Below are 17742 nucleotides of genomic sequence, written 5' to 3'. Positions count from 1 at the left end.
CTATTGTCTATGTCGTCCATTCAACGAGAACCTCGCATTCTGTTGGGCCTGCGGGCCGACCAATTTCGTCATCCTGTGGATCTGCAGGCCACCCGCTCTCTGCAGCAAGTGCCGGGGCTGGGCCTGCTGATTCAAAATTGGCTTGGCTCAACGGCAGGACAGATATTTTATCTGGACAACATTGCTTCTAGTATCCAAATTAACGAGCATCAGTTGCCGGAAATTCATCAGCTTTTGGTGCAGGCCTGTCGCATCTTGGATCTGGAGGTGCCCCAGCTCTACGTGCGGCAGAACCCCACGCCCAATGCTTACACCTTTGCCATGCAGGGGAAAAAGCCCTTCATTGTCTTGCACAGCTCTCTGCTGGATCTGTTGGAGCCGCCGGAAATTCAGGCCGTGATCGCTCATGAGTTGGGCCACTTGAAGTGCAATCACGGGGTCTACTTGACGATGGCCAACATTCTCATGCTCTCCACCAGCTTGCTCCCCTTCGGGGGGTTGTTTTATCAGGCGTTGCAGGATCAGCTAATGCACTGGCTGCGGTGTGCTGAGTTTACCTGTGACCGGGCGGCGCTGTTGGTAACCCAAGATGCCAAGACGGTGATCTCGGTGTTGATGAAATTGTGTGGGGGATCCCCGCAATTGGCCTCCAAGCTGAACGTGGACGCCTTTTTGGAGCAGGCCCGTACTTACGACGAGCTGGACGGGGATCTGTGGCAGATGGAGCTGAAGCAGATGCAAACGGTGGGGCGCACCCATCCGCTGCCGGTGCTACGGGCCAGAGAAATCGAGCGTTGGTTCCGCAGCAACACCTATCAGCAGATCCTGGAGCTCCAGGGATTGGGCTCCGCACCGCGGACATCAACGGCTGCTTCGTAAACTACCCGACTCCGACCGCTAAAGCAGTACAGAGCGGGCTTTTAGTAGCCCTGCAGTTGGCAAGCCAACCACGAGCCTCTGGGGTGGTTTACAGCACCCCCAATCGACCGTTACCAGTGCCTTAAACAACCGTTTCTGGTGTCCGCAGTACAATTATAACCATGGAGGCGGACTTTCCTCTCGACACTGATCCTACCGGTACAGCACGGGGCTCCTGCGATTTCTAGCTGAGTGCTCAAGATGGATCCCTCTCATGTGCCCCTGGGTTTGCCGCTCATCTTGGGGGAGGTGCTTTTCGACTGCTTCCCCACAGAGATTGTGCTGGGCGGAGCAGCTTTGAATGTGGCTTGGAACCTCAAGGGGCTGGGATCCGATCCCCTCTTGCTCAGTCGTGTTGGCCAGGACGAGGCCGCCAGAGAGCTGCTGGGGGCCTTGCGACGGCAGGGGCTGCGCCTGGAGGGTCTGCAGCAGGATTCTGTTCACCCCACCGGCAAGGTTCAAGTAACCCTGGATGAGCAAGGGATCCCCACCTTCGCCATCTTGCCCGACCAAGCCTACGACTACATCCAGTTGGATATCGGGGCTCTGCAAGCTCTCCAGCCCAGCCTGCTCTACCGGGGCAGCTTGGCAGCCCGCCGGGAGGCAGCCCATCGCCACTTTCAAGAGGGGATCCCCGCTTTGGGCTGTCCCGTGTTTCTGGATCTCAACCTGCGGGATCCCTGGTGGCATCCAGACGCCATCCAGGAGATGCTGCGCACCTGCACTTGGCTGAAGCTGAACCAGGCAGAGCTGGAGCAAGTGGCCCAACTGGAAGGGATCCCTCCTGGAGACCTGCTGGAGCAAGGACAGATCCTCCGGGCTCATCTGAACCTGAAAGGTCTATTTCTGACCTTGGGAGCGGCAGGCGCGCTGCTGATCACCCCTACTCAGATCCATCGGGCCGACCCAGTGCCCGCGCCTCAGCTGGTGGATACAGTGGGGGCGGGAGATGCATTTAGCGCCGTGGCCATCCTGGGGCTGTTGCGGGGATGGCCGGAGGCGATTCTGGTGCAACGGGCCGTGCAATTTGCAGCGGCCATCTGTGGGATCCCGGGGGGAGCGCCTGCGGATCCGGAGTTTTACCGGCCCTTCTGGCAGGCATGGGAGATTCAGGAGATCCAGAGGCCAAGGGTTCAATGAAACTGGCGCAGGTGAAACTGGGCGTAGCGACCCCCTTTGCCCAGCAATTCTCGGTGATTTCCCTGCTCCAGCAATTGCCCCTGCTCCAAGACGAAAATGCGGTGGGCGGTGCGCACTGTCGAGAGGCGGTGGGCAATCACAAAAACGGTGCAGCGTTGCATCAGCCGTTGCAGCGCTTCCTGCACCAACGCTTCTGACTCGTTGTCCAAAGCAGAGGTGGCCTCGTCCAGGATCAAGATCTTGGGGTTGAGGAGCACGGCGCGGGCAATGGCCAGCCGTTGCCGTTGTCCACCGGAGAGGGTGACCCCCCGTTCTCCCACGCGGGTGGCGTAGCCATCGGGCAAGCTCTCGATAAAGGTGTCGATGTTGGCCACCTGGGCCGCCTGGCGTACCGCTTCCAGGTCAAAATGCTCTTGTCCGTAGGCGATGTTGCTGGCAATGGTTCCCGAAAACAGGGTGATCTCCTGCGGCACAATGCCGATCTGCCGGCGCAGGCTCTTGAGGGTGACGGTGCGGATGTCGATGCCGTCGATGCGGATGCAGCCCTGCTGGGGATCGTAAAAGCGGGGAATCAGGCTCACCAGGGTGGATTTGCCGGCGCCGGAGGATCCCACCAGGGCCACAATCTCGCCGGGAGACACCTGAAAGCTGATCTGTTTGAGCACCGGCTGATCCGGTTTGTAGGCAAAGGAAACTTGGTCGAACTCCACCCAACCCTGAATGGGAGGCATGGGGCGGGCCCCGGGCAGCTCCCGGATTTGGGAGCGGGTGTTTAGCAGCTCGAAAATCCGCTCCACCGAAGCCTCACCCTGTTTCAGCTCGCTGTAGTTGTTGGTGATGTGAACAATAGGGTCGATCAACATGGCAACACCGGCGATAAAGCCGAGAAACTGGCTGCCGGTCAGGTTGCCCTGGCTAATTTGCCAGCCGCCCACCCAAAACACCCCCAACACGCTCATGGCGTACAGAAAACCCACCACCGGGTCTTGGATGGCTCTCATCTGTTCGGTCTGAAACCGGGCCAGGCGGTTGCTTTCGGCAATGGCACTGAAGCGGCGAATTTCGTAGTCCTCAGCCGCAAAGGCGCGAGTGAGGCTGATGCCAGCAAACACTTCAGTCAAGAGGGCGGCCAAATCCGACATCTTCTCTTGGTTGAGGCGGGAGCGAAACAAAAGGCGATCCCCAAACCAACTGATCAAGGCTCCCATCAGGGGGGCTATCAGCAAGGTGGTCAAGGTGAGAATGCCGTTGAGATAGAACAGGTAGGCCACCACCGCCAAGATGGTGAGCACGCTGGGGATGAAGCGATGGAAAAATCGTTGCACCACCTCTCCCACCCGATCCAGATCCCCCGTAAGGCGATAGACCAGATCGCCGGTGCGGCTGCCGGAAAAATAATCCAGATCCAGTGCCTGCAGGTGGGCATAGATCTGTTGGCGCAATTCCAAAACCATTTGCAAGGAGGCCCTTGCCATCAGGGTGTCTTGGCCATATTGGAAAGCGCCGCGCACCAAGAAAAACACCACCCCAATCAAGGCCAGCATCCGCAATTGCCCCAGATCCCCGGCACCAATGGAGCGGGCCACCCACTCGATCAAGTAGGCGAGGGCGGGCATGGTTAGCACAAAGCCAAGGGTGCAGGTCAGCCCCAGCAACAACATCCACAGGTGGGGCCGAATGAAGGGAATGAGACGGCGATAGCTACGACCTGGATGCACAAATCACAAACCAGAAGGGCCTCTGACCCAACCAGCTTACAGGATAGTGTTGCGGACTGCTGCCGGGATCCCTGAAACTGGCCGATAGAGTCGAAAGCCGCTGCGGCCATTTTCCTTGACCTGGTAGAGGGCCAAGTCGGCATGGTGCAAAAGGGTGGACACTTCTACGCCGTCTTGGGGGTAGAGGGCGACGCCAATGCTGCAGGTCACGGAAAGGGAATGGCCCTCGCAGGAGAAGGGAGTTTGAAAGGCATCGACAATCCGCTGAGCCAGACGCGCTGCCACTGTGGGGCTGCCAATTCGGGGCAGCAGCAGGGTGAACTCATCCCCTCCCCAGCGGGCGACGATATCTCCAGGGCGAACGCACTTGGTTAACCGTTCAGCTACCCCCTGCAACAGGGCATCGCCGACACCGTGGCCGAAGGTATCGTTAATGTCTTTGAAGTGATCCAAATCCACAAAGAAGAGGGCCAGTGATTCACTGTAGTATTGCTGCAGGGCCTGCTGCAGCCGCTCTCGAAAGGATTCGCGGTTCACCAAACCTGTCAGGGCATCATGATGAGCGCGAAACTCCATGTAGGCTAAGCTCTGCTTTTGGGCGGTGATGTCTTCGCAGATGCCTTCATAGCCGAGGATATTTCCGGCTTTATCTTTAACCAAACGGGCCTTTTCTCGGACCCAGATGATCGAGCCATCCCGCCGCCGCAGCCGGTACTCAAAGCCGCGTACGGATCCCTGTTCCTGCAATAGCCGCACAAATTCCTCCCACTGGCTGGGATCCACATAGAGCTGCCGCTTGCCCGCCTCTTTCGCCTCGCGCATCAATTCTTCGGGGGAGCTGTAGCCGCAGATCTGGGCCAGCATCGGGTTGGCGGAGAGATACCGACCTGCCGCATCGGTGAAAAAAATGCCCTCTACCGCATTCTCGAAAAAATTGCGATAGCGCTCCTCAGCCTGGCGCAGCTCCTCTTCCACTTGCCGGCGCTCCGAGATCTCGAGGGCCAGAGACACCAAATCCGCCAGGGATCCGGCGAAGTTTTGCTCTTCTAAGGTCCAGTGGCGAGGGGATCCAATGTGCTCGTGGCAGAGAACACCCACCATCCGTCCTTCCAGTCGAATGGGGGCATCCAGCATCGAGACCACTCCCATTGCTGTCAGGTAGGAATTGCCGAACTCGGCGGTGCGGGGATCCGCCACCACTCGGTCGGCGGCAATGGTGCGCTCTTGCTCCAGGGCTTGAAAATAACGGGGATAGTCTTTGGCCCAGATCTCCGCCCCTTGAGTATGGGATCCCTCGGGGTTGTCTGGGGTGATCTCGAATTGATTGATGCAGCGAATGCTGGAGCGCTCCGACGTGTAGAGCCAGACCCCCACCCGTGCCACCCCCAGGGTATGGGCGGCTGTAGCACAAATCTGTTGCAGAGCAGCTTGTAAGTCTCCTTGGCTGAGGGCTTTGTGCCGGGTGAGCTCCATCAGAGCCCGGTTGTGCTCCAACAGTTGCTTTTGGCTGCGCTGTAGCTGCCACTCCACTTGCTTGCGTGCTGTGATGTCCTGACAGGAACCGACAATTCGGCTGATTGGCTTGTTCTCCTCAACTACTGGAGAAAGGGTAACGATTAGAACATGGGTCGACTCTGGGTCGGGAGCGGCAGAGGCCGTTAGGCTCAGCTCAAAGCTCACTTGCCGGCCATGGCTGAGGCAGTGTTCGGTGTGCAGTTGAATCTGCGCAGCCAGAGAAGGCGGTAGACAACTCTGGAGCTCTTCTCCCTCGATAGATCGAGAGGAGAGAAAAAACATCCTGCGAAAGGCCGGGTTACCCACCAAAAACCGATAGCGCGGCTGGGGCGAGCCTTGTTCTGGCTCCGGGGGCAGACACTCAAGGACAAACAACCCATCGCTGACGCTCTCGAACATGGTGCGCAGCACAGCCCGTCCCCGAGCCTGTACCGGGCGCCCACGGTACATGACCTGGGGATTCCACAGATCGGCCCGCGTCAGCGCATCATAAACGCTGCCAGTCTGGTCTGGCCCAGCAGTCCCCCTTTCAACCATAGGCTAGGAACACCCAGTAGACGCTCGGGCAACGGGGAGGGCAAGCCGAAAAAAACAGCTATGAATTCACGCTGTCTCTGCCATTCTATGGTCATCCTATGAAATTGTTGGGGGAGTTTCTGTGTCTCTCGATACAAAAGATCCCCGGGCTGGCACGGGCTTTTGGGTGCTCCGGAGGGGATATTCTTTGAAGCAACTCTTGAGGTTAATCAAGAACTCTGTCCTGCCGGCGTGAGGAGACCTGCGCTGCCGTTTTCAAGGTTAAACCGCTTCTGGCTCCCGAACTTGTTCTACCCGTACATCGACACGCTTGGGAAGGAACCAGGCTCCTATTAGTTAGAACGGCTCTCATTAGAAAGAACCTCAGCTAGCCCTGGAAAAGGGATCCCTGCCAGACCCAGGATGGCTAATTCCGCGGGCGTGGGATCCCCGATGCATCCAAGGCAAGAGAGGAAGACTGATGGATACAACTCCACCACTCAACCGAGTAACAGCATAGCTCTATTGAGATTAGCTTTCAATAGCGTGCCGGCAAAGTAGGGATCCTCTTTGATAAAGACTTGCATCAAGCTAGGGAGGTCTGGTAGAGTGCTTACCCAAATGGCAATTGCTAAAGATTTGCAGTTAAGTTCCCTCGGGAGAGCGGGTCGCGGAGTGGCAAGCATGGCATGGCAACAGGTTCAGGCGGGGGTGTGGTGTAGGCAGTTGGGGCAATTGGCGCCTCAGTGGTGGTTGGGCTGGAGTCTGGAGCAGGGCTTTCGGCTCTACCGCAAAGAAGTTTCCTCTGCTCTGCCTTCTCTCTCTGCTTTGAGGATTCGCTACCAAGAGCGAGATGGCTGGCTGGACGTGTTTCTGGGAGAAGCGGAGCAATGTAACCGACGACGGCGCAGCCTTTTGGATCCGGCAGCGCGGGTAGCCTTGCACTACATGCCGGAAGATTTAGCTCAGATTCAGTCCCTAAAGTGTCCTCACGAGCGCATTCCTCCGCAGCTTTGGCAGCGGCTAACCCAGCAGCCGGGTTGAGGACTGTTGAAGGTTAGAGGGCTATTTATTGTTTTTATTGTTTCAGATGGATCCAGTCCGCTGCGGCAACCGATCCTGCCTCTTCTCGCCTTTCCAGTTCTTCTGGAGAGCGGTAGCCTGTTTTTTTCTTCCTCTAGGCAGGCTTAAGCTGGAGAACGAAGAGTAGCGGCTGCAGCCATGACTGTTTCTAAGCACCAACCCAAGCAGCGCTCCCAGCAGCAGGTCGAGGGGCTGACTTCTCGCCGCCTTTTGAAGGGATCCATCATCGGCGCCGGCCAGGTAGGCATGGCCTGTGCCTACTCGATGGTAATCCAGAACACTCTGGATGAGCTGGTCCTTCACGACATCGACCGCAACAAGCTGGAAGGGGAAGTGATGGATCTGGTGCACGGGATCCCCTTTGTGGAGCCGACGCGGATACGAGCAGGGGAACTGGCTGATTGCGCCGGGTCAGATGTAGTGATTTTAACGGCAGGGGCTAAGCAGCGGCCTGGAGAAACCCGTTTGGATTTGGTGCAGCGCAACGTCGAGATCTTCAAAGGCTTGATCCCGGCCTTGATGGCCCATTGCCCTGACACACTCCTTTTGGTGGTGAGCAATCCCGTTGACATCATGACTTACGTTTCCCTGAAGTTGTCGGGGTTGCCGGCAGGGCAGGTAATTGGGTCGGGGACGGTTTTGGACACAGCCCGCTTTCGCTATCTTTTGGCGGAGCGCCTGGGGGTGGATCCGCGTAGCCTGCACGCCTACATCATCGGCGAACATGGAGATAGCGAGGTGGCCGTTTGGAGCAAGGTGAACATCGCCGGCACCCCGATTGGGGAACTCTCGCCGGACTGGGATCCCGCCTATTTGGGGGATATCTTCGAGCAGGTGCGCAACGCTGCCTACGAGATCATCCGTCGCAAAGGGGCCACCAGCTACGCCATCGGGTTAGGGGTGACGCAAATTGTCCAAGCCCTGCTGCGGGATCAACACCGCGTTTTAACCGTGAGCAGCCTCACCCAAGGGGAGTACGATCTGCCAGAGGTCTGTCTCAGCTTGCCCAGAGTGGTCGGGCGGCAGGGGGTGGAACGCACGCTGGCCATGTCCCTCACCGAGAGCGAGCGCAAGCAGCTGCACCGCTCGGCCCAGATCTTGCGGCAAGTCATCGACAGCATCCGGTGGTAGCCTAGATCTCCTGGACTTTTGTCGCTCCCCTCCAAGCTGGGGGATCCCTTGGTCAGTGGGCGAGGGCCGCAGCTGGCGGCAGGAGGTGGTCTATGGAAGCAGAGGTGCAACAGGGGCAGCAATCGCCTGAGGGCCAACTGGAGAAGCGCCCCCCTTCTCCGCCTTGGGCCGGGATCCCCTTACAGAGGGGCCTCGGTCACCGGGTACGGCAGCACGTCAATCCCCTGCAGGCACAGTATCAGCAGCCCGCCCCCCCACCCCATTGGGAACGGGTATACCGGCGGCTGGGGCAGCCCTTTCATCTGGATATCGGCACAGGGAGCGGACGATTTCTGCTGCGCCTCGCTCAGGAGCAGCCCGACTGGAACTTCCTGGGGGTAGAGATTCGGCAGGCGCTGGTGGAGCGGGCCAATGCCTGGCGGGATGAGCTGGGGCTGGATAACGTCCATTTTCTGTTTGCCAACATCAATGTCTCTTTGCGGCATCTGTTTGCGCCGGGGGATCTCAGCCGCGTAACCATCCTATTTCCGGATCCCTGGTTCAAAAAGCGCCATCACAAACGGCGGATCGTCCAACCCCAACTGGTGGCGGATCTGGCTCTGCTGCTGCGACCGGGCAGCCCCGTCTTCCTGCAATCGGATATCCAAGAGGTGGCCGAAGAAATGGCAGCTCGATTTTTAGAGCATCCGCAGTTTTGGGATCCCCACCAGGGGCCTTTGGACTCCAATCCCCTCGGCATCCCCACGGAGCGGGAGTGGCACTGCCTACAACTGGGCCTGCCCATCTATCGCTATTGGCTGGAGCGACGGTGACAACAGGACAAATCCGTAATGCAGTAATAACAACTCCATTCCGCCAAGACAATACAGAAGATAGGATATAACCCGCTTGAGTTGGATCCGTCGCCGCAATGTCTCACTCTGAAACCACGGCCTCTGCCGACCCCTCCTCTGCTTGGTTTTCTGTTCGCCGTGGGATCCTCAACCTGCTGAGCCTATTGGCCATTGTGATTGTCGGGCTTTCTCTTTCCAGCAGTTGGTTCCAGCCGCCGCCCCAAACGCAGTTGGATTTGTTGCAAACCGATCTCGCCCTGCAAGCTTCCCGCACCCTCGATGATCCCCGCTATCAGGATCTGGCACGGGCGCTTTTGGGTCAGGATGTGTTCAAGGTGGCCCAAAATCGCTATCAGCAGACCGCCGATAACTACACCGAACGCCTGAAACGTTTGAAACGGCTGGCCCGTTTAACTCCTGCTGGCGAATCTGAGGCGGCCAGCCCAGAACTGGCCCAATCTCCAGAGGTGGATCCTGCCCTTCTGGCCTCCATGCAAGATTTGCAGACGGAGCTGGATGCGCTTTGGCTGCGCCTTGGCTTGCTCTATGCCTACCAAGAAGATCTGGAAGCTGCTCGGCAGCAATGGCAGCAGATCATCGACCTGGAACGTCCCGTGGAGCTGGAATCGAGCCAAAAGGGGGCAGCGCGGGTTTTGCAAGGGCTGTGGGGAACACCGCGGCGCATCTTGCCAGAAGCGGAAGTGCAGATTCGCAATCATCTGGATGGCTGGTTTGAGGCGGTGGCTCTGCAACAGCTTTACCGACTGCAGCAGCGCAGCGATAGCCTAAATGCCCTCAACCAACAGCAGGAAAAATTGGCCTTGGCGGCTCTGTTTCGACTGGCGGTGGTGGGCGGGATCCCCGTGCTGGGGGCACTGCTGGGGTTGATGCTCTTGTTGGGCTGGCTGGGCTGGAGCCTTTGGCGCAAACGTCCGCTCCTGGGCCCTGCTTGGGAAGTGCCTTGGCCGGGGATCGGGGCGCAAGCGGTGCTGACCGGCTGGTTTTTGGGGTTTATCGCCCTCAACGCTTTGGTGCCTCGACTTTACATCATCATTCTCGGCCTGGGGGCACGGCAGCTCAGCCCTTGGCAGCAGGCGGTAGCCCTGTTTCTCACCTACAACTCCGGCGCTGTGCTGGGGGCGGGGTTGTTGTACCGTCTCTTGCACACCTACCCCGGCTGGCAGAGGGTGCTGCAGGTGCGGTTGTGGGACCCTTGGCTGCTGTGGGGCTTGTGTGGCTACTGGGTGGCCTTGCCTTTGGTGGTGCTGGCAGCGGCGCTGTCGCAGTTGCTGCTACCCCAGGCAGGGGGTGGGAACCCTATTCTGCCTCTGCTGCTGGACAGCCATGGCTGGGGGGCGCGGTTGGTGTTTTTGGCCGTGGTGTCTGTCTGTGCCCCTGTTTTTGAGGAGGTGCTGTTCCGGGGCTTTTGGCTGCCTACTCTAAGCCGCTACCTGCCTATGGGGGCCGCCATTGGGCTTAGCGCCTTCACCTTTGCCCTTGCCCACCTCAACCTTTCCGATCTGCTGCCTTTGACCATGCTGGGGGTGGTGCTGGGGGTGGTGTACAGCCACAGCCGCAACCTGCTGGCTCCCATCCTACTGCACAGCCTCTGGAATACGGGATCCCTGGTCACGCTGCTGGTGCTAGGGGGTGCGCGTTAAGGGGAGCTCTGCCTACTTTTTCCTGCCGAAGAGGCGGCTCAAGAACCCGCCGTTGTCTTCTTTGCGGGGAGGCGGCACCACTTTCTGAGCCTGTGACGTTTGACGGCTGGCCACTCGCGTTGGCGGGACGGAGTCCTTGGGGACGGGAACGGGCTGTTGAGTGGTGACTTGCTGCATCCAACGGCGCACTTCTGCCATCAACTCGGCGTTGGCAGGTTCTAGGCGACTGGCTTGCATAAAGTCTGCTTTGGCCATGCCAGCATTCCCCTGCTTCAGGTGAGCAATGCCCCGGTGCAGGTAGTAGCGGGCCACGTTGGGCTCAGCGCTGATGGCGAAGTTCAGATACTGCACTGCATCCCGGTATTGCTTGCGCTCGATCATGTCCAAGGCTTGGATAAAGCGGGTTTCCGCAGGGCTGAGCTTGGGAGCCGGAGGTGGGGTGGGAACGGGCTGAACAGGGGGACGGGTGGGCGGAGCAACAGGAGAGCTGGTGGGGGGTGGCACCGGGATCCCTCCCAAGGTGGTGCGGCTGGGGGAAGCGGTCGGGATCCCTTGGTAGCCGGCTTTGAGCAACAAATAGGCCAGGTTCAGCTCGCTCAACTGCTCGGTTTTCTCGAGCAGGGTTTCCATGGAGCTGTATTGTTCTTTGGCCAGCTTCTCCACCCGCCTGACATACTCTTCTTGCCAATCGGGGCGCTCGGCCAAGCCTTTGACAGCTTCCCCAGAGGGCCAAAGGTCGGGGGGCGTTGTCTCCAAAAGGCGTTTAATCCGCATTTTGAGCACAGTTTCGTATTCCCCTCGCTCCCGCTCTTTGGTCAGCACTTCGTTGGCCGGGTTGACCAGCTTGGCAAAGAGGATGTTGGCGCGCTCTGCACCTTCGGGATCCCCCACAAACCGATCCGGGTGGAGGGCCTTGGCCGCCTGCAGGTAGCCGCGCCGGATCCCCTTGGAGTCGGCGGTGAGAGGGACGCCCAAGATGGCGAAATGGTCAGTCTCGTAGCGGGCTAGTCCTCGGTTGAGGCGGGGGACATTAGAGTTGGATCCCATAGTTGCCACTTCTCTAAAATCTGCTGCAAGGTTCCGTTTTCGATCAGGCTGGAAATCGCCCCATCCACAGCTTCCTTCAGGGAAGGATGCTGAGAGGATACTACTCCCACCAGAGGCATGGGGAACAGGGGCGGCCCCACCAGGCGCAGCCGGGATCCAGCTTGGCGCAGGTTTAGGGCGGCAACAGGCTGATCGACCAGCACGGCATCCAACTGGCCAGCCTGTAGCTGAGCAAACAAGCGCTCAGGGTTGCTGGTGGCAAAGAGACGAATGGCGTTGCCTCTCCTCTCGTTGTACGCCTCCAGCAGGGCTGCCCCCGTACTGTTAACTACAATGCCCACTTTGCGGCCAAATAATTGCGACAGTGCTTCAATGGCCGGTTCCTCTGGCCCGGAGGCGGGGAAGGGATCCCGTACCACCAAGCGCTGCGGGCTGAGATAGTAGGGCCGGGTGGCCAGAAACTGCTCCGGATCCAAGCCCAAAGCTTCCCGCGCCCCCCAGATCAAGTCCACCTCATCCGCTTGCAAGGCCGCCAACTGCTCGCTCCAGGCCACATAGATGGGATCCACCTGCACCTGAAGGATTTGGGCCAACGCCTCCAGGATATCCCACTCGAAGCCGGCGTAGGTTTGTCGCTCCAAGTCGGTATAGAGATAGGCCGGCCCCAAACTGGGATCCAAGCCAACCCGAATGCGCCCCCGGGCCTGGATCTCAGCCCAACGGGAATCGAGGGGCTGTGCCCGCTCGGTGGGGGCAACCTTCCCTTGTTCCGGCTGAGGGTAGCCGGGGCCAGCAGTGGCGACCCCAAGGGCCATCGCTCCCAAGAGGAGAGCCAGGCCGAACTGTGCCGCCCGGCAGCGATGTCGCTGTTTTCTGTGGAGCTTGCTAACCAATCTCCTATCTACCCTGCCCAACATAGGGTTCTTGGAATCTTCTTGATTATTCCTCGATTATTCGTCAGCTACTTCTGTCTTCAATTCAACTCAACTGGGGAGCTTTCCCGGTTCTGATAGGCTGGGCGTGGATCCCGCCGCATGGGAAAGGAGACCGGCAAAGGCTGTACTTGGGCCAATTCTTCTTGCAGAGCAGCGTGTAACCAGCCATTGCTGGCCAACAGTCGGCCACTGTAAACATCCACCGGGCTGCCATCATAAGCGGTCACCTTGCCGCCTGCCTCCCGCACCAGAACGATCCCTGCGGCAATGTCCCAAGGGGAGAGGCCCCGCTCCCAGTAGCCATCCAACTGGCCGGTGGCCACATAGGCCAAATCCAGAGCTGCAGATCCGCCCCGCCGCACTCCTTGGGTGAGATGGGTAAAGTGGCAAAACTCGGCGTAGTTGTTGTCGGGGGTTTCGCGACGATCGTAGGCAAAGCCGGTAACCAGCAGGCTCCGAGACAATTCAGCCGTTGTGGAGACTCGAATGGGTTGGCGGTTGCGGGTAGCCCCCATCCCTTGGACGGCGCGAAACAGATCCCCGCGAAAAACGTCACAAACAACCCCCAAAACCGGCTCCCGCCCCTGCAGCAAACCAATGGAGACGGCAGCGAAAGGGTAACCGTGGGCAAAGTTGGTGGTGCCATCTAGGGGATCGATCATCCAAGCGTAGGCACCCTCCGGGGATCCCTGCTGGCCTGATTCCTCGGTCAAGATGACATCTTCGGGGAAGTGCCGCCTCAAGATTTTCAAGATGAGATCCTCGGAAGCGCGATCCGCCGCCGTCACCAAGTCGCCCGGACGTTTCTCCTCAATGGCAAGGGTGCCCCCCACATAACTGCGCAGCAAAGCCCCTGCCTCCAGGGCAGCTTCTGTGGCCACATCCAACCGACGCAGCAGGGCCTCTGTCACACCCCTACCTCAAGAATCTGTTACTCAGGATAGCCCGCGAAGGCTGAGGCTCCCAAGGGATTCCTGAAAACCAAAATGGGCCCAACCTGAGCCCAAGCCCAGTTTCCGGGGAAAGGGGGTATCTCCAAGGCTGCCTATGGTGTATAGTACAGTACACTGGGGCTTGTGGGTTTTCCGGCAGCCCGCCAAGACCAGAGTTCCTTTGAAAGCAGTAGGGTTTTGGGGAACTATAGATAAGACTTTGAATTTGGAAAGCCAAGCTGCTGTAAATGGCGTTGAGCGTTGAGGGGGGAAGACCTTTGCCACATAGCTACGACGATTTTTTCACCTCCATCACAGAGGTTGGCGGGAAAAGTCCTCTTCCCAGCCAGGGCTTTGATCTGCCGGCGGATTTGTTCGATCAAGTCCCTGAACGGCCGGTGTCCCATCCGGAGTTCACCCTGTCCATCTGCCATCCTGTCCGGCCCTGCAGCTACATCCTGCGGGAGAGTATCTACACGCTTGGACGGGATCCCTCCAACGCCATCCAGATCGTCAATCGGTTTGTCTCGCGTCGCCACGCTTACCTGGTGCGGGTGCCCACCAAGTCCAACCGGACAGGGTTTACCTATTGCCTGATCGACGGCAACCGCAAGGGCCAGTCCAGTACCAATGGGGTGTTTGTTAACGGCACGCGGGTGGCCACTCACTACTTGAGGAGTGGAGATGTCATCTATTTCGGGCCGGAGATCCGCGCCTATTTCTTTGAGGTAGCCCGCACTCTCCCCGTGACTCCTCTTGACATTGGCCCTGACCTTGGCGAAGAGCTTCAGCTTCCCCACGCATAGGAGCTCACTGCAACTGTTGACAGACCCGAAGCTGCATCGCTAGATTAATTAAGCTGGTTAAGCAATGTGAATTGGGGCATCGCCAAGCGGTAAGGCAGCGGGTTTTGGTCCCGCCATTCGGTGGTTCGAATCCATCTGCCCCAGCTCAAAATCCTGTCGAAAGCACAAAGCGCAAGCCCCTGGGATCCCGTGCAGACCGGAGGGTGCGGCTCTAGGCATCAGCAGGGCGGTTAACTAGGGGATTGCAGAGTCGCCTTTGCCAACGGAGGCCCTGGCTTGGCAGGACTGGCCGCGGAGAGAATGGCAACAACCAGAAACCAAGGGTGAGGGATCCGGGGTGAGCTGTTCAGGTCGATCCTTGATGGTGGTGGGAACTTCTTCCCACGTGGGCAAAACCCTGCTGGTAACAGCCCTTTGTCGCATTCTCAAGAAAGCGGGAAAAAGGGTCGCCCCCTTCAAAGCTCAGAATATGTCCCTCAACGCCTATGTCACCCCAGAGGGCAAAGAGATCGCCTACGCGCAGGCTCTGCAAGCTTGGGCTGCCGGGATTCCCCCTGCGGTGGAGATGAACCCAATCCTTCTGAAGCCCCAGGGCAACCTGACTTCCCAGATCGTCTTGAACGGAGTGGCGGTGGGCACCTACCGCGCCGGAGAGTATTACGAGCGCTGGTTTGCGCCGGCCTGGCAAGCGGTTAAAGAAGCCCTTGCTCGCCTGCAAAAGCAGTACGACTGGATCCTTTGCGAGGGGGCAGGCAGTCCGGCAGAGGTGAACCTCAAACATCGGGACTTGGCAAATATGCGGGTTGCCTTGCATTTGGGATCCCCCACTTGGCTGGTGGCGGACATCGACCGAGGTGGGGCGCTGGCCCATGTGGTGGGCACGCTCCAACTGCTGGAACCCGAAGAACGGGCCCTGATCCGGGGCATTGTCATCAACAAGTTTCGCGGCTCGCGGGAACTGTTGCAGCCCGGCCTGGATTGGCTGGAAAACTACACCGGGATCCCAGTTGTCGGGGTCTTGCCTTGGGTGGACTGGGTTCTGCCCCAAGAGGATTCGATGGGAATTGCAGCCAACCCCCTGCTTTGGGAAGATCGCCGCGACCGGGCCGGTGGCCAAGCCCTGAGGGAAGGGCGCCTGGAGATTGCTGTGGTGCGTTTGCCCCAGGTGGCCAATTTCTCGGATTTTGACCCCTTGTTGGCGGAGCCCACCGTCCATCTGCGCTGGGTTCACCCCGGCCAAAGTTTGGGATCCCCGGATGTGGTCATCCTGCCCGGCAGCAAAACCACCCTCAACGATCTGTTCGCGTTGCAAAAGACCGGCCTGGCCGAGCAACTGCGCCAATACTCCGGCCATATCGTCGGCATTTGCGGCGGACTGCAAATGTTGGGAGAAACCATCGCCGATCCCGAAGGCTGGGAGGGGATCGCCGGCACCTACCCAGGGCTGGGCTTTCTCCCTTTGACCACCGTTTTACAACCCACCAAGGTCACCCAGCAGGTGCAGACCCAAAGCCGATGGCCTGCCCTGGCCCCCATTCAGGGGTACGAAATTCATCAGGGATCCACCCAGGCGGATCCCTCTGGCTGCCTGCCGCTGTTCGAGCAAGAGAACCTGGGCTGGCGGGATCCCACGGGTCGGATTTGGGGCAGCTATCTGCATGGCCTGTTTGACAACCACCTGTGGCGGCGACAATGGCTGAACTGGCTGCGCCGACAAAAAGGCTGGGATCCCTTGCCGGATCTGGAGGGCCACTATGCTCAGCAGCGGGAGCAATTGCTGGAGCGCCTGGCCGATCTGTGGCAGCCTCACCTGGACTTGGGCCTGTTGATGGAATAGCCCATCGGCGATGGGGGAGAGAAGTGGGGTGGGAGGCTATGTTGCGCCAGGTTACGCCAGCGCGACCGGAAATCCAGGATCCACTCAACCGGTTGCCTCGGCTACCTCTGCCTGACCCGAAGAAGTCCCTGTAGCTTGTTCGCGAAAGCGTCACGCAGCGGTAAGGGCGCGATCCAACAATTCCATCGGGTGATAGATCGGGATCCCGGCTTTGCCCTGTAGGCGCAGATGTTTCTGGATTTGTAGGCGGCAGCCGATATTGGCAGAGACAATCCCCTGAGCACCGGTGTTAAGCAAGTTCTTTACCTTCTGGGATCCCAGCTCATCCGCCACCTGGGGTTGCAACAGGTTGTAGACGCCGGAGCTACCACAGCAGAGGGCCGCATCGACGGGATCCCGCAGCTCCAGCCCTGGGATTTGCCGCAGCAGGTGTCGGGGTTCCTGGCTGAGCCGCTGCCCATGCAGCATGTGACAGGCATCCTGGTAGACCAGCACCAGGGGTTCCGGCTGCAGCGGATGTAGAGGAGCCGTTAACCCCACCTGAGCGAGAAACTCCTGAATGTCCCTGACCTGGGCGGCAAATCGGGCTGCCTTCTCTTTGTAGTCGGGATCCCTGGCCAACAGGTGGCCATAGTCTTTCAGGGTATGTCCGCAGCCGGAAGCGGTGATCAGAATGGCATCCAACTCGTAATCGGCAAAGGCATCGATCATCTGGCGGGCCAGGGTTTCCGCCTGCTGCAGTTGCCCTTGATGGTGGGGCAAGGCCGCACAACAGCCCTGGACAGGCGGGATCACCACCTCACAGCCGTTGTGGGTCAAGACGCGAATGCTGGCCTCATTCACCTGCGGGGCAAACAGGCGCTGCACGCAGCCCAAAATGAGTCCCACCCGAAAACGGCGTTCTCCCACCGCCGGGATCCGCTCAGGGTAACGCTTGGGCAGCAGTTGCTCCACCTCCAGGGGGGGCATCAGGGATTCCATGGCCGCCAAACGCGGGGAGACCTTTTCCAGACCCTTTCGGATCCAAGCGCCGATCCCCATTTTTTGGTACAGCCAGAGAGGCCACAGCAGCGGTTGCAGCCGCTCCGGGTAAGGAAACACCGAGAAGATGAACTGGCGGTAAAGCCGATCCCAAAGGCTACGTGGGTAGTTGCGTTCGATTTGCGGGCGGGTGGCGGCAATTAAGCGGTCATATTGCACCCCCGATGGACAGGCCGTAACACAGGCCAAACAGCCCAAACAACTGTCGAAGTGGGAAACCGTAGCCGCCGAGAGGGAGATTTGACCTTGGTTGAGAGCCTCCATCTGATAGATGCGCCCCCGCGGCGAGTCCGTCTCTTTGCCGATTACACGGTAGCTGGGGCAGGTGGTCAGGCAAAACCCGCAATGCACGCAGGCATCGATCAGCTTGGGATCCGGGGGATCCACGCCGTCAAAACTTGGCCCTTTGGATACGTTCATCGGCCTCTAGCTCTCAGCACAAAAGCCTGCTGTACAGACTCAATCTTGCCTTTTGGCTTGTTTTGGGGTTTTGGAGGTGCCCCCGTTTCCTGCATCTTAATCCGGGAACAAAGCGGGTAAACTACCCGACTCCGACCGCTAAGCGGTACGGAGCGGGCTTTCAGTAGCCCTGAGCCTGTTCTGCTCTACCAGAGAACAAAACAAGCCCG

The 17742-nt window shown here is 59.1% G+C and carries 14 protein-coding genes and 1 tRNA gene; 9 read left to right on the top strand and 6 right to left on the bottom strand.

Annotated features, from left to right (window positions below; all coding sequences use genetic code 11):
- The first annotated feature begins 9 nt into the window (after positions 1-9).
- Together ACVWVQ_RS07510 and ACVWVQ_RS07505 are read left to right on the top strand one after the other, a co-directional pair.
- Positions 10-879 (top strand): M48 family metallopeptidase, encoded by an 870-nt coding sequence (locus ACVWVQ_RS07510; protein ID WP_457507720.1) that lies wholly within the window; start codon positions 10-12, stop codon positions 877-879.
- A 240-nt stretch (positions 880-1119) separates the two neighbouring features.
- Positions 1120-2058: a carbohydrate kinase family protein gene (locus ACVWVQ_RS07505; RefSeq protein WP_457507718.1), complete on the top strand. Its 939-nt coding sequence runs from the start codon at positions 1120-1122 to the stop codon at positions 2056-2058.
- On the opposite strand, the gene ACVWVQ_RS07500 is transcribed toward ACVWVQ_RS07505, so the two are convergent.
- Together ACVWVQ_RS07500 and ACVWVQ_RS07495 are read right to left on the bottom strand one after the other, a co-directional pair.
- The gene (locus ACVWVQ_RS07500; RefSeq protein ID WP_414408756.1) at positions 2052-3776 is read right to left on the bottom strand and encodes an ABC transporter ATP-binding protein; all 1725 of its coding nucleotides are present in this window, start codon (positions 3774-3776) and stop codon (positions 2052-2054) included. The two genes, ACVWVQ_RS07505 and ACVWVQ_RS07500, sit on opposite strands and share 7 nt — an antisense overlap.
- Before the next feature lie 36 nt (positions 3777-3812).
- Positions 3813-5828 carry a diguanylate cyclase domain-containing protein gene (locus tag ACVWVQ_RS07495; RefSeq protein WP_457507716.1) on the bottom strand — a complete coding sequence of 672 codons (2016 nt, stop codon included), beginning with the start codon at positions 5826-5828 and terminating at the stop codon, positions 3813-3815.
- 663 nt (positions 5829-6491) lie between these two features.
- Between ACVWVQ_RS07495 and ACVWVQ_RS07490 the strand changes: the two genes are divergently transcribed.
- The 4 genes from ACVWVQ_RS07490 to ACVWVQ_RS07475 all read left to right on the top strand — a co-directional run bounded on the left by ACVWVQ_RS07490 (position 6492) and on the right by ACVWVQ_RS07475 (position 10515).
- Positions 6492-6851, top strand: coding sequence for a hypothetical protein (locus ACVWVQ_RS07490; protein ID WP_011433745.1), 360 nt, complete (start codon positions 6492-6494; stop codon positions 6849-6851).
- A 249-nt stretch (positions 6852-7100) separates the two neighbouring features.
- Positions 7101-8021, top strand: a complete 921-nt coding sequence (locus tag ACVWVQ_RS07485) for an L-lactate dehydrogenase (protein WP_011433746.1) — start codon at positions 7101-7103, stop codon at positions 8019-8021.
- A 92-nt stretch (positions 8022-8113) separates the two neighbouring features.
- Positions 8114-8833: a tRNA (guanosine(46)-N7)-methyltransferase TrmB gene (gene trmB / locus ACVWVQ_RS07480; RefSeq protein WP_457507714.1), complete on the top strand. Its 720-nt coding sequence runs from the start codon at positions 8114-8116 to the stop codon at positions 8831-8833.
- A gap of 98 nt (positions 8834-8931) precedes the next feature.
- Entirely contained in the window at positions 8932-10515 is a 1584-nt protein-coding gene (locus tag ACVWVQ_RS07475; protein WP_457507712.1) for a CPBP family glutamic-type intramembrane protease, read from the top strand.
- A gap of 12 nt (positions 10516-10527) precedes the next feature.
- Here ACVWVQ_RS07475 and ACVWVQ_RS07470 read toward each other — a convergent pair whose 3' ends face one another.
- The 3 genes from ACVWVQ_RS07470 to ACVWVQ_RS07460 form a co-directional block, all read right to left on the bottom strand.
- Complete coding sequence (locus tag ACVWVQ_RS07470) at positions 10528-11562, bottom strand: DnaJ domain-containing protein (RefSeq protein WP_457507710.1); 1035 nt, start codon at positions 11560-11562, stop codon at positions 10528-10530.
- Positions 11520-12377, bottom strand: coding sequence for an ABC transporter substrate-binding protein (locus tag ACVWVQ_RS07465; protein WP_457507708.1), 858 nt, complete (start codon positions 12375-12377; stop codon positions 11520-11522). The genes ACVWVQ_RS07470 and ACVWVQ_RS07465 overlap by 43 nt, the downstream gene beginning before the upstream one ends.
- A 158-nt stretch (positions 12378-12535) precedes the next feature.
- The gene (locus tag ACVWVQ_RS07460) at positions 12536-13408 is read right to left on the bottom strand and encodes an inositol monophosphatase family protein (protein WP_414384140.1); all 873 of its coding nucleotides are present in this window, start codon (positions 13406-13408) and stop codon (positions 12536-12538) included.
- Between the two features lie 269 nt (positions 13409-13677).
- On the opposite strand from ACVWVQ_RS07460, the gene ACVWVQ_RS07455 reads away from it, so the two are divergent.
- From ACVWVQ_RS07455 to ACVWVQ_RS07445, 3 genes are all read left to right on the top strand, one after another.
- The gene (locus ACVWVQ_RS07455) at positions 13678-14235 is read left to right on the top strand and encodes an FHA domain-containing protein (protein WP_414356749.1); all 558 of its coding nucleotides are present in this window, start codon (positions 13678-13680) and stop codon (positions 14233-14235) included.
- Between the two features lie 72 nt (positions 14236-14307).
- A tRNA-Gln gene (locus ACVWVQ_RS07450) sits at positions 14308-14379 on the top strand.
- Between the two features lie 193 nt (positions 14380-14572).
- Positions 14573-16072 carry a cobyric acid synthase gene (locus ACVWVQ_RS07445; protein WP_457507779.1) on the top strand — a complete coding sequence of 500 codons (1500 nt, stop codon included), beginning with the start codon at positions 14573-14575 and terminating at the stop codon, positions 16070-16072.
- Positions 16073-16222: 150 nt separating this feature from the next.
- Here the strand turns inward: ACVWVQ_RS07445 and ACVWVQ_RS07440 are convergent, their stop codons facing one another.
- Positions 16223-17533: a (Fe-S)-binding protein gene (locus ACVWVQ_RS07440; protein WP_457507706.1), complete on the bottom strand. Its 1311-nt coding sequence runs from the start codon at positions 17531-17533 to the stop codon at positions 16223-16225.
- Between the last annotated feature and the right edge of the window lie 209 nt (positions 17534-17742).

The organism is Thermostichus sp. MS-CIW-36 (assembly GCF_054059035.1).
Note: the sequence above shows the minus strand (reverse complement) of the source record. Positions and strands in the feature narration are given on the sequence as shown.

Bases quoted from the DNA above. Each gene is read 5' to 3' on its own strand.
- ACVWVQ_RS07510 (WP_457507720.1), top strand. From the start codon at position 10: ATGTCGTCCATTCAACGAGAACCTCGCATTCTGTTGGGCCTGCGGGCC.
- ACVWVQ_RS07505 (WP_457507718.1), top strand. From the start codon at position 1,120: ATGGATCCCTCTCATGTGCCCCTGGGTTTGCCGCTCATCTTGGGGGAG.
- ACVWVQ_RS07495 (WP_457507716.1), bottom strand. From the start codon at position 5,828: ATGGTTGAAAGGGGGACTGCTGGGCCAGACCAGACTGGCAGCGTTTAT.
- ACVWVQ_RS07490 (WP_011433745.1), top strand. From the start codon at position 6,492: ATGGCATGGCAACAGGTTCAGGCGGGGGTGTGGTGTAGGCAGTTGGGG.
- trmB (WP_457507714.1), top strand. From the start codon at position 8,114: ATGGAAGCAGAGGTGCAACAGGGGCAGCAATCGCCTGAGGGCCAACTG.
- ACVWVQ_RS07475 (WP_457507712.1), top strand. From the start codon at position 8,932: ATGTCTCACTCTGAAACCACGGCCTCTGCCGACCCCTCCTCTGCTTGG.
- ACVWVQ_RS07470 (WP_457507710.1), bottom strand. From the start codon at position 11,562: ATGGGATCCAACTCTAATGTCCCCCGCCTCAACCGAGGACTAGCCCGC.
- ACVWVQ_RS07465 (WP_457507708.1), bottom strand. From the start codon at position 12,377: ATGGCCCTTGGGGTCGCCACTGCTGGCCCCGGCTACCCTCAGCCGGAA.
- ACVWVQ_RS07455 (WP_414356749.1), top strand. From the start codon at position 13,678: ATGGCGTTGAGCGTTGAGGGGGGAAGACCTTTGCCACATAGCTACGAC.
- ACVWVQ_RS07440 (WP_457507706.1), bottom strand. From the start codon at position 17,533: ATGAACGTATCCAAAGGGCCAAGTTTTGACGGCGTGGATCCCCCGGAT.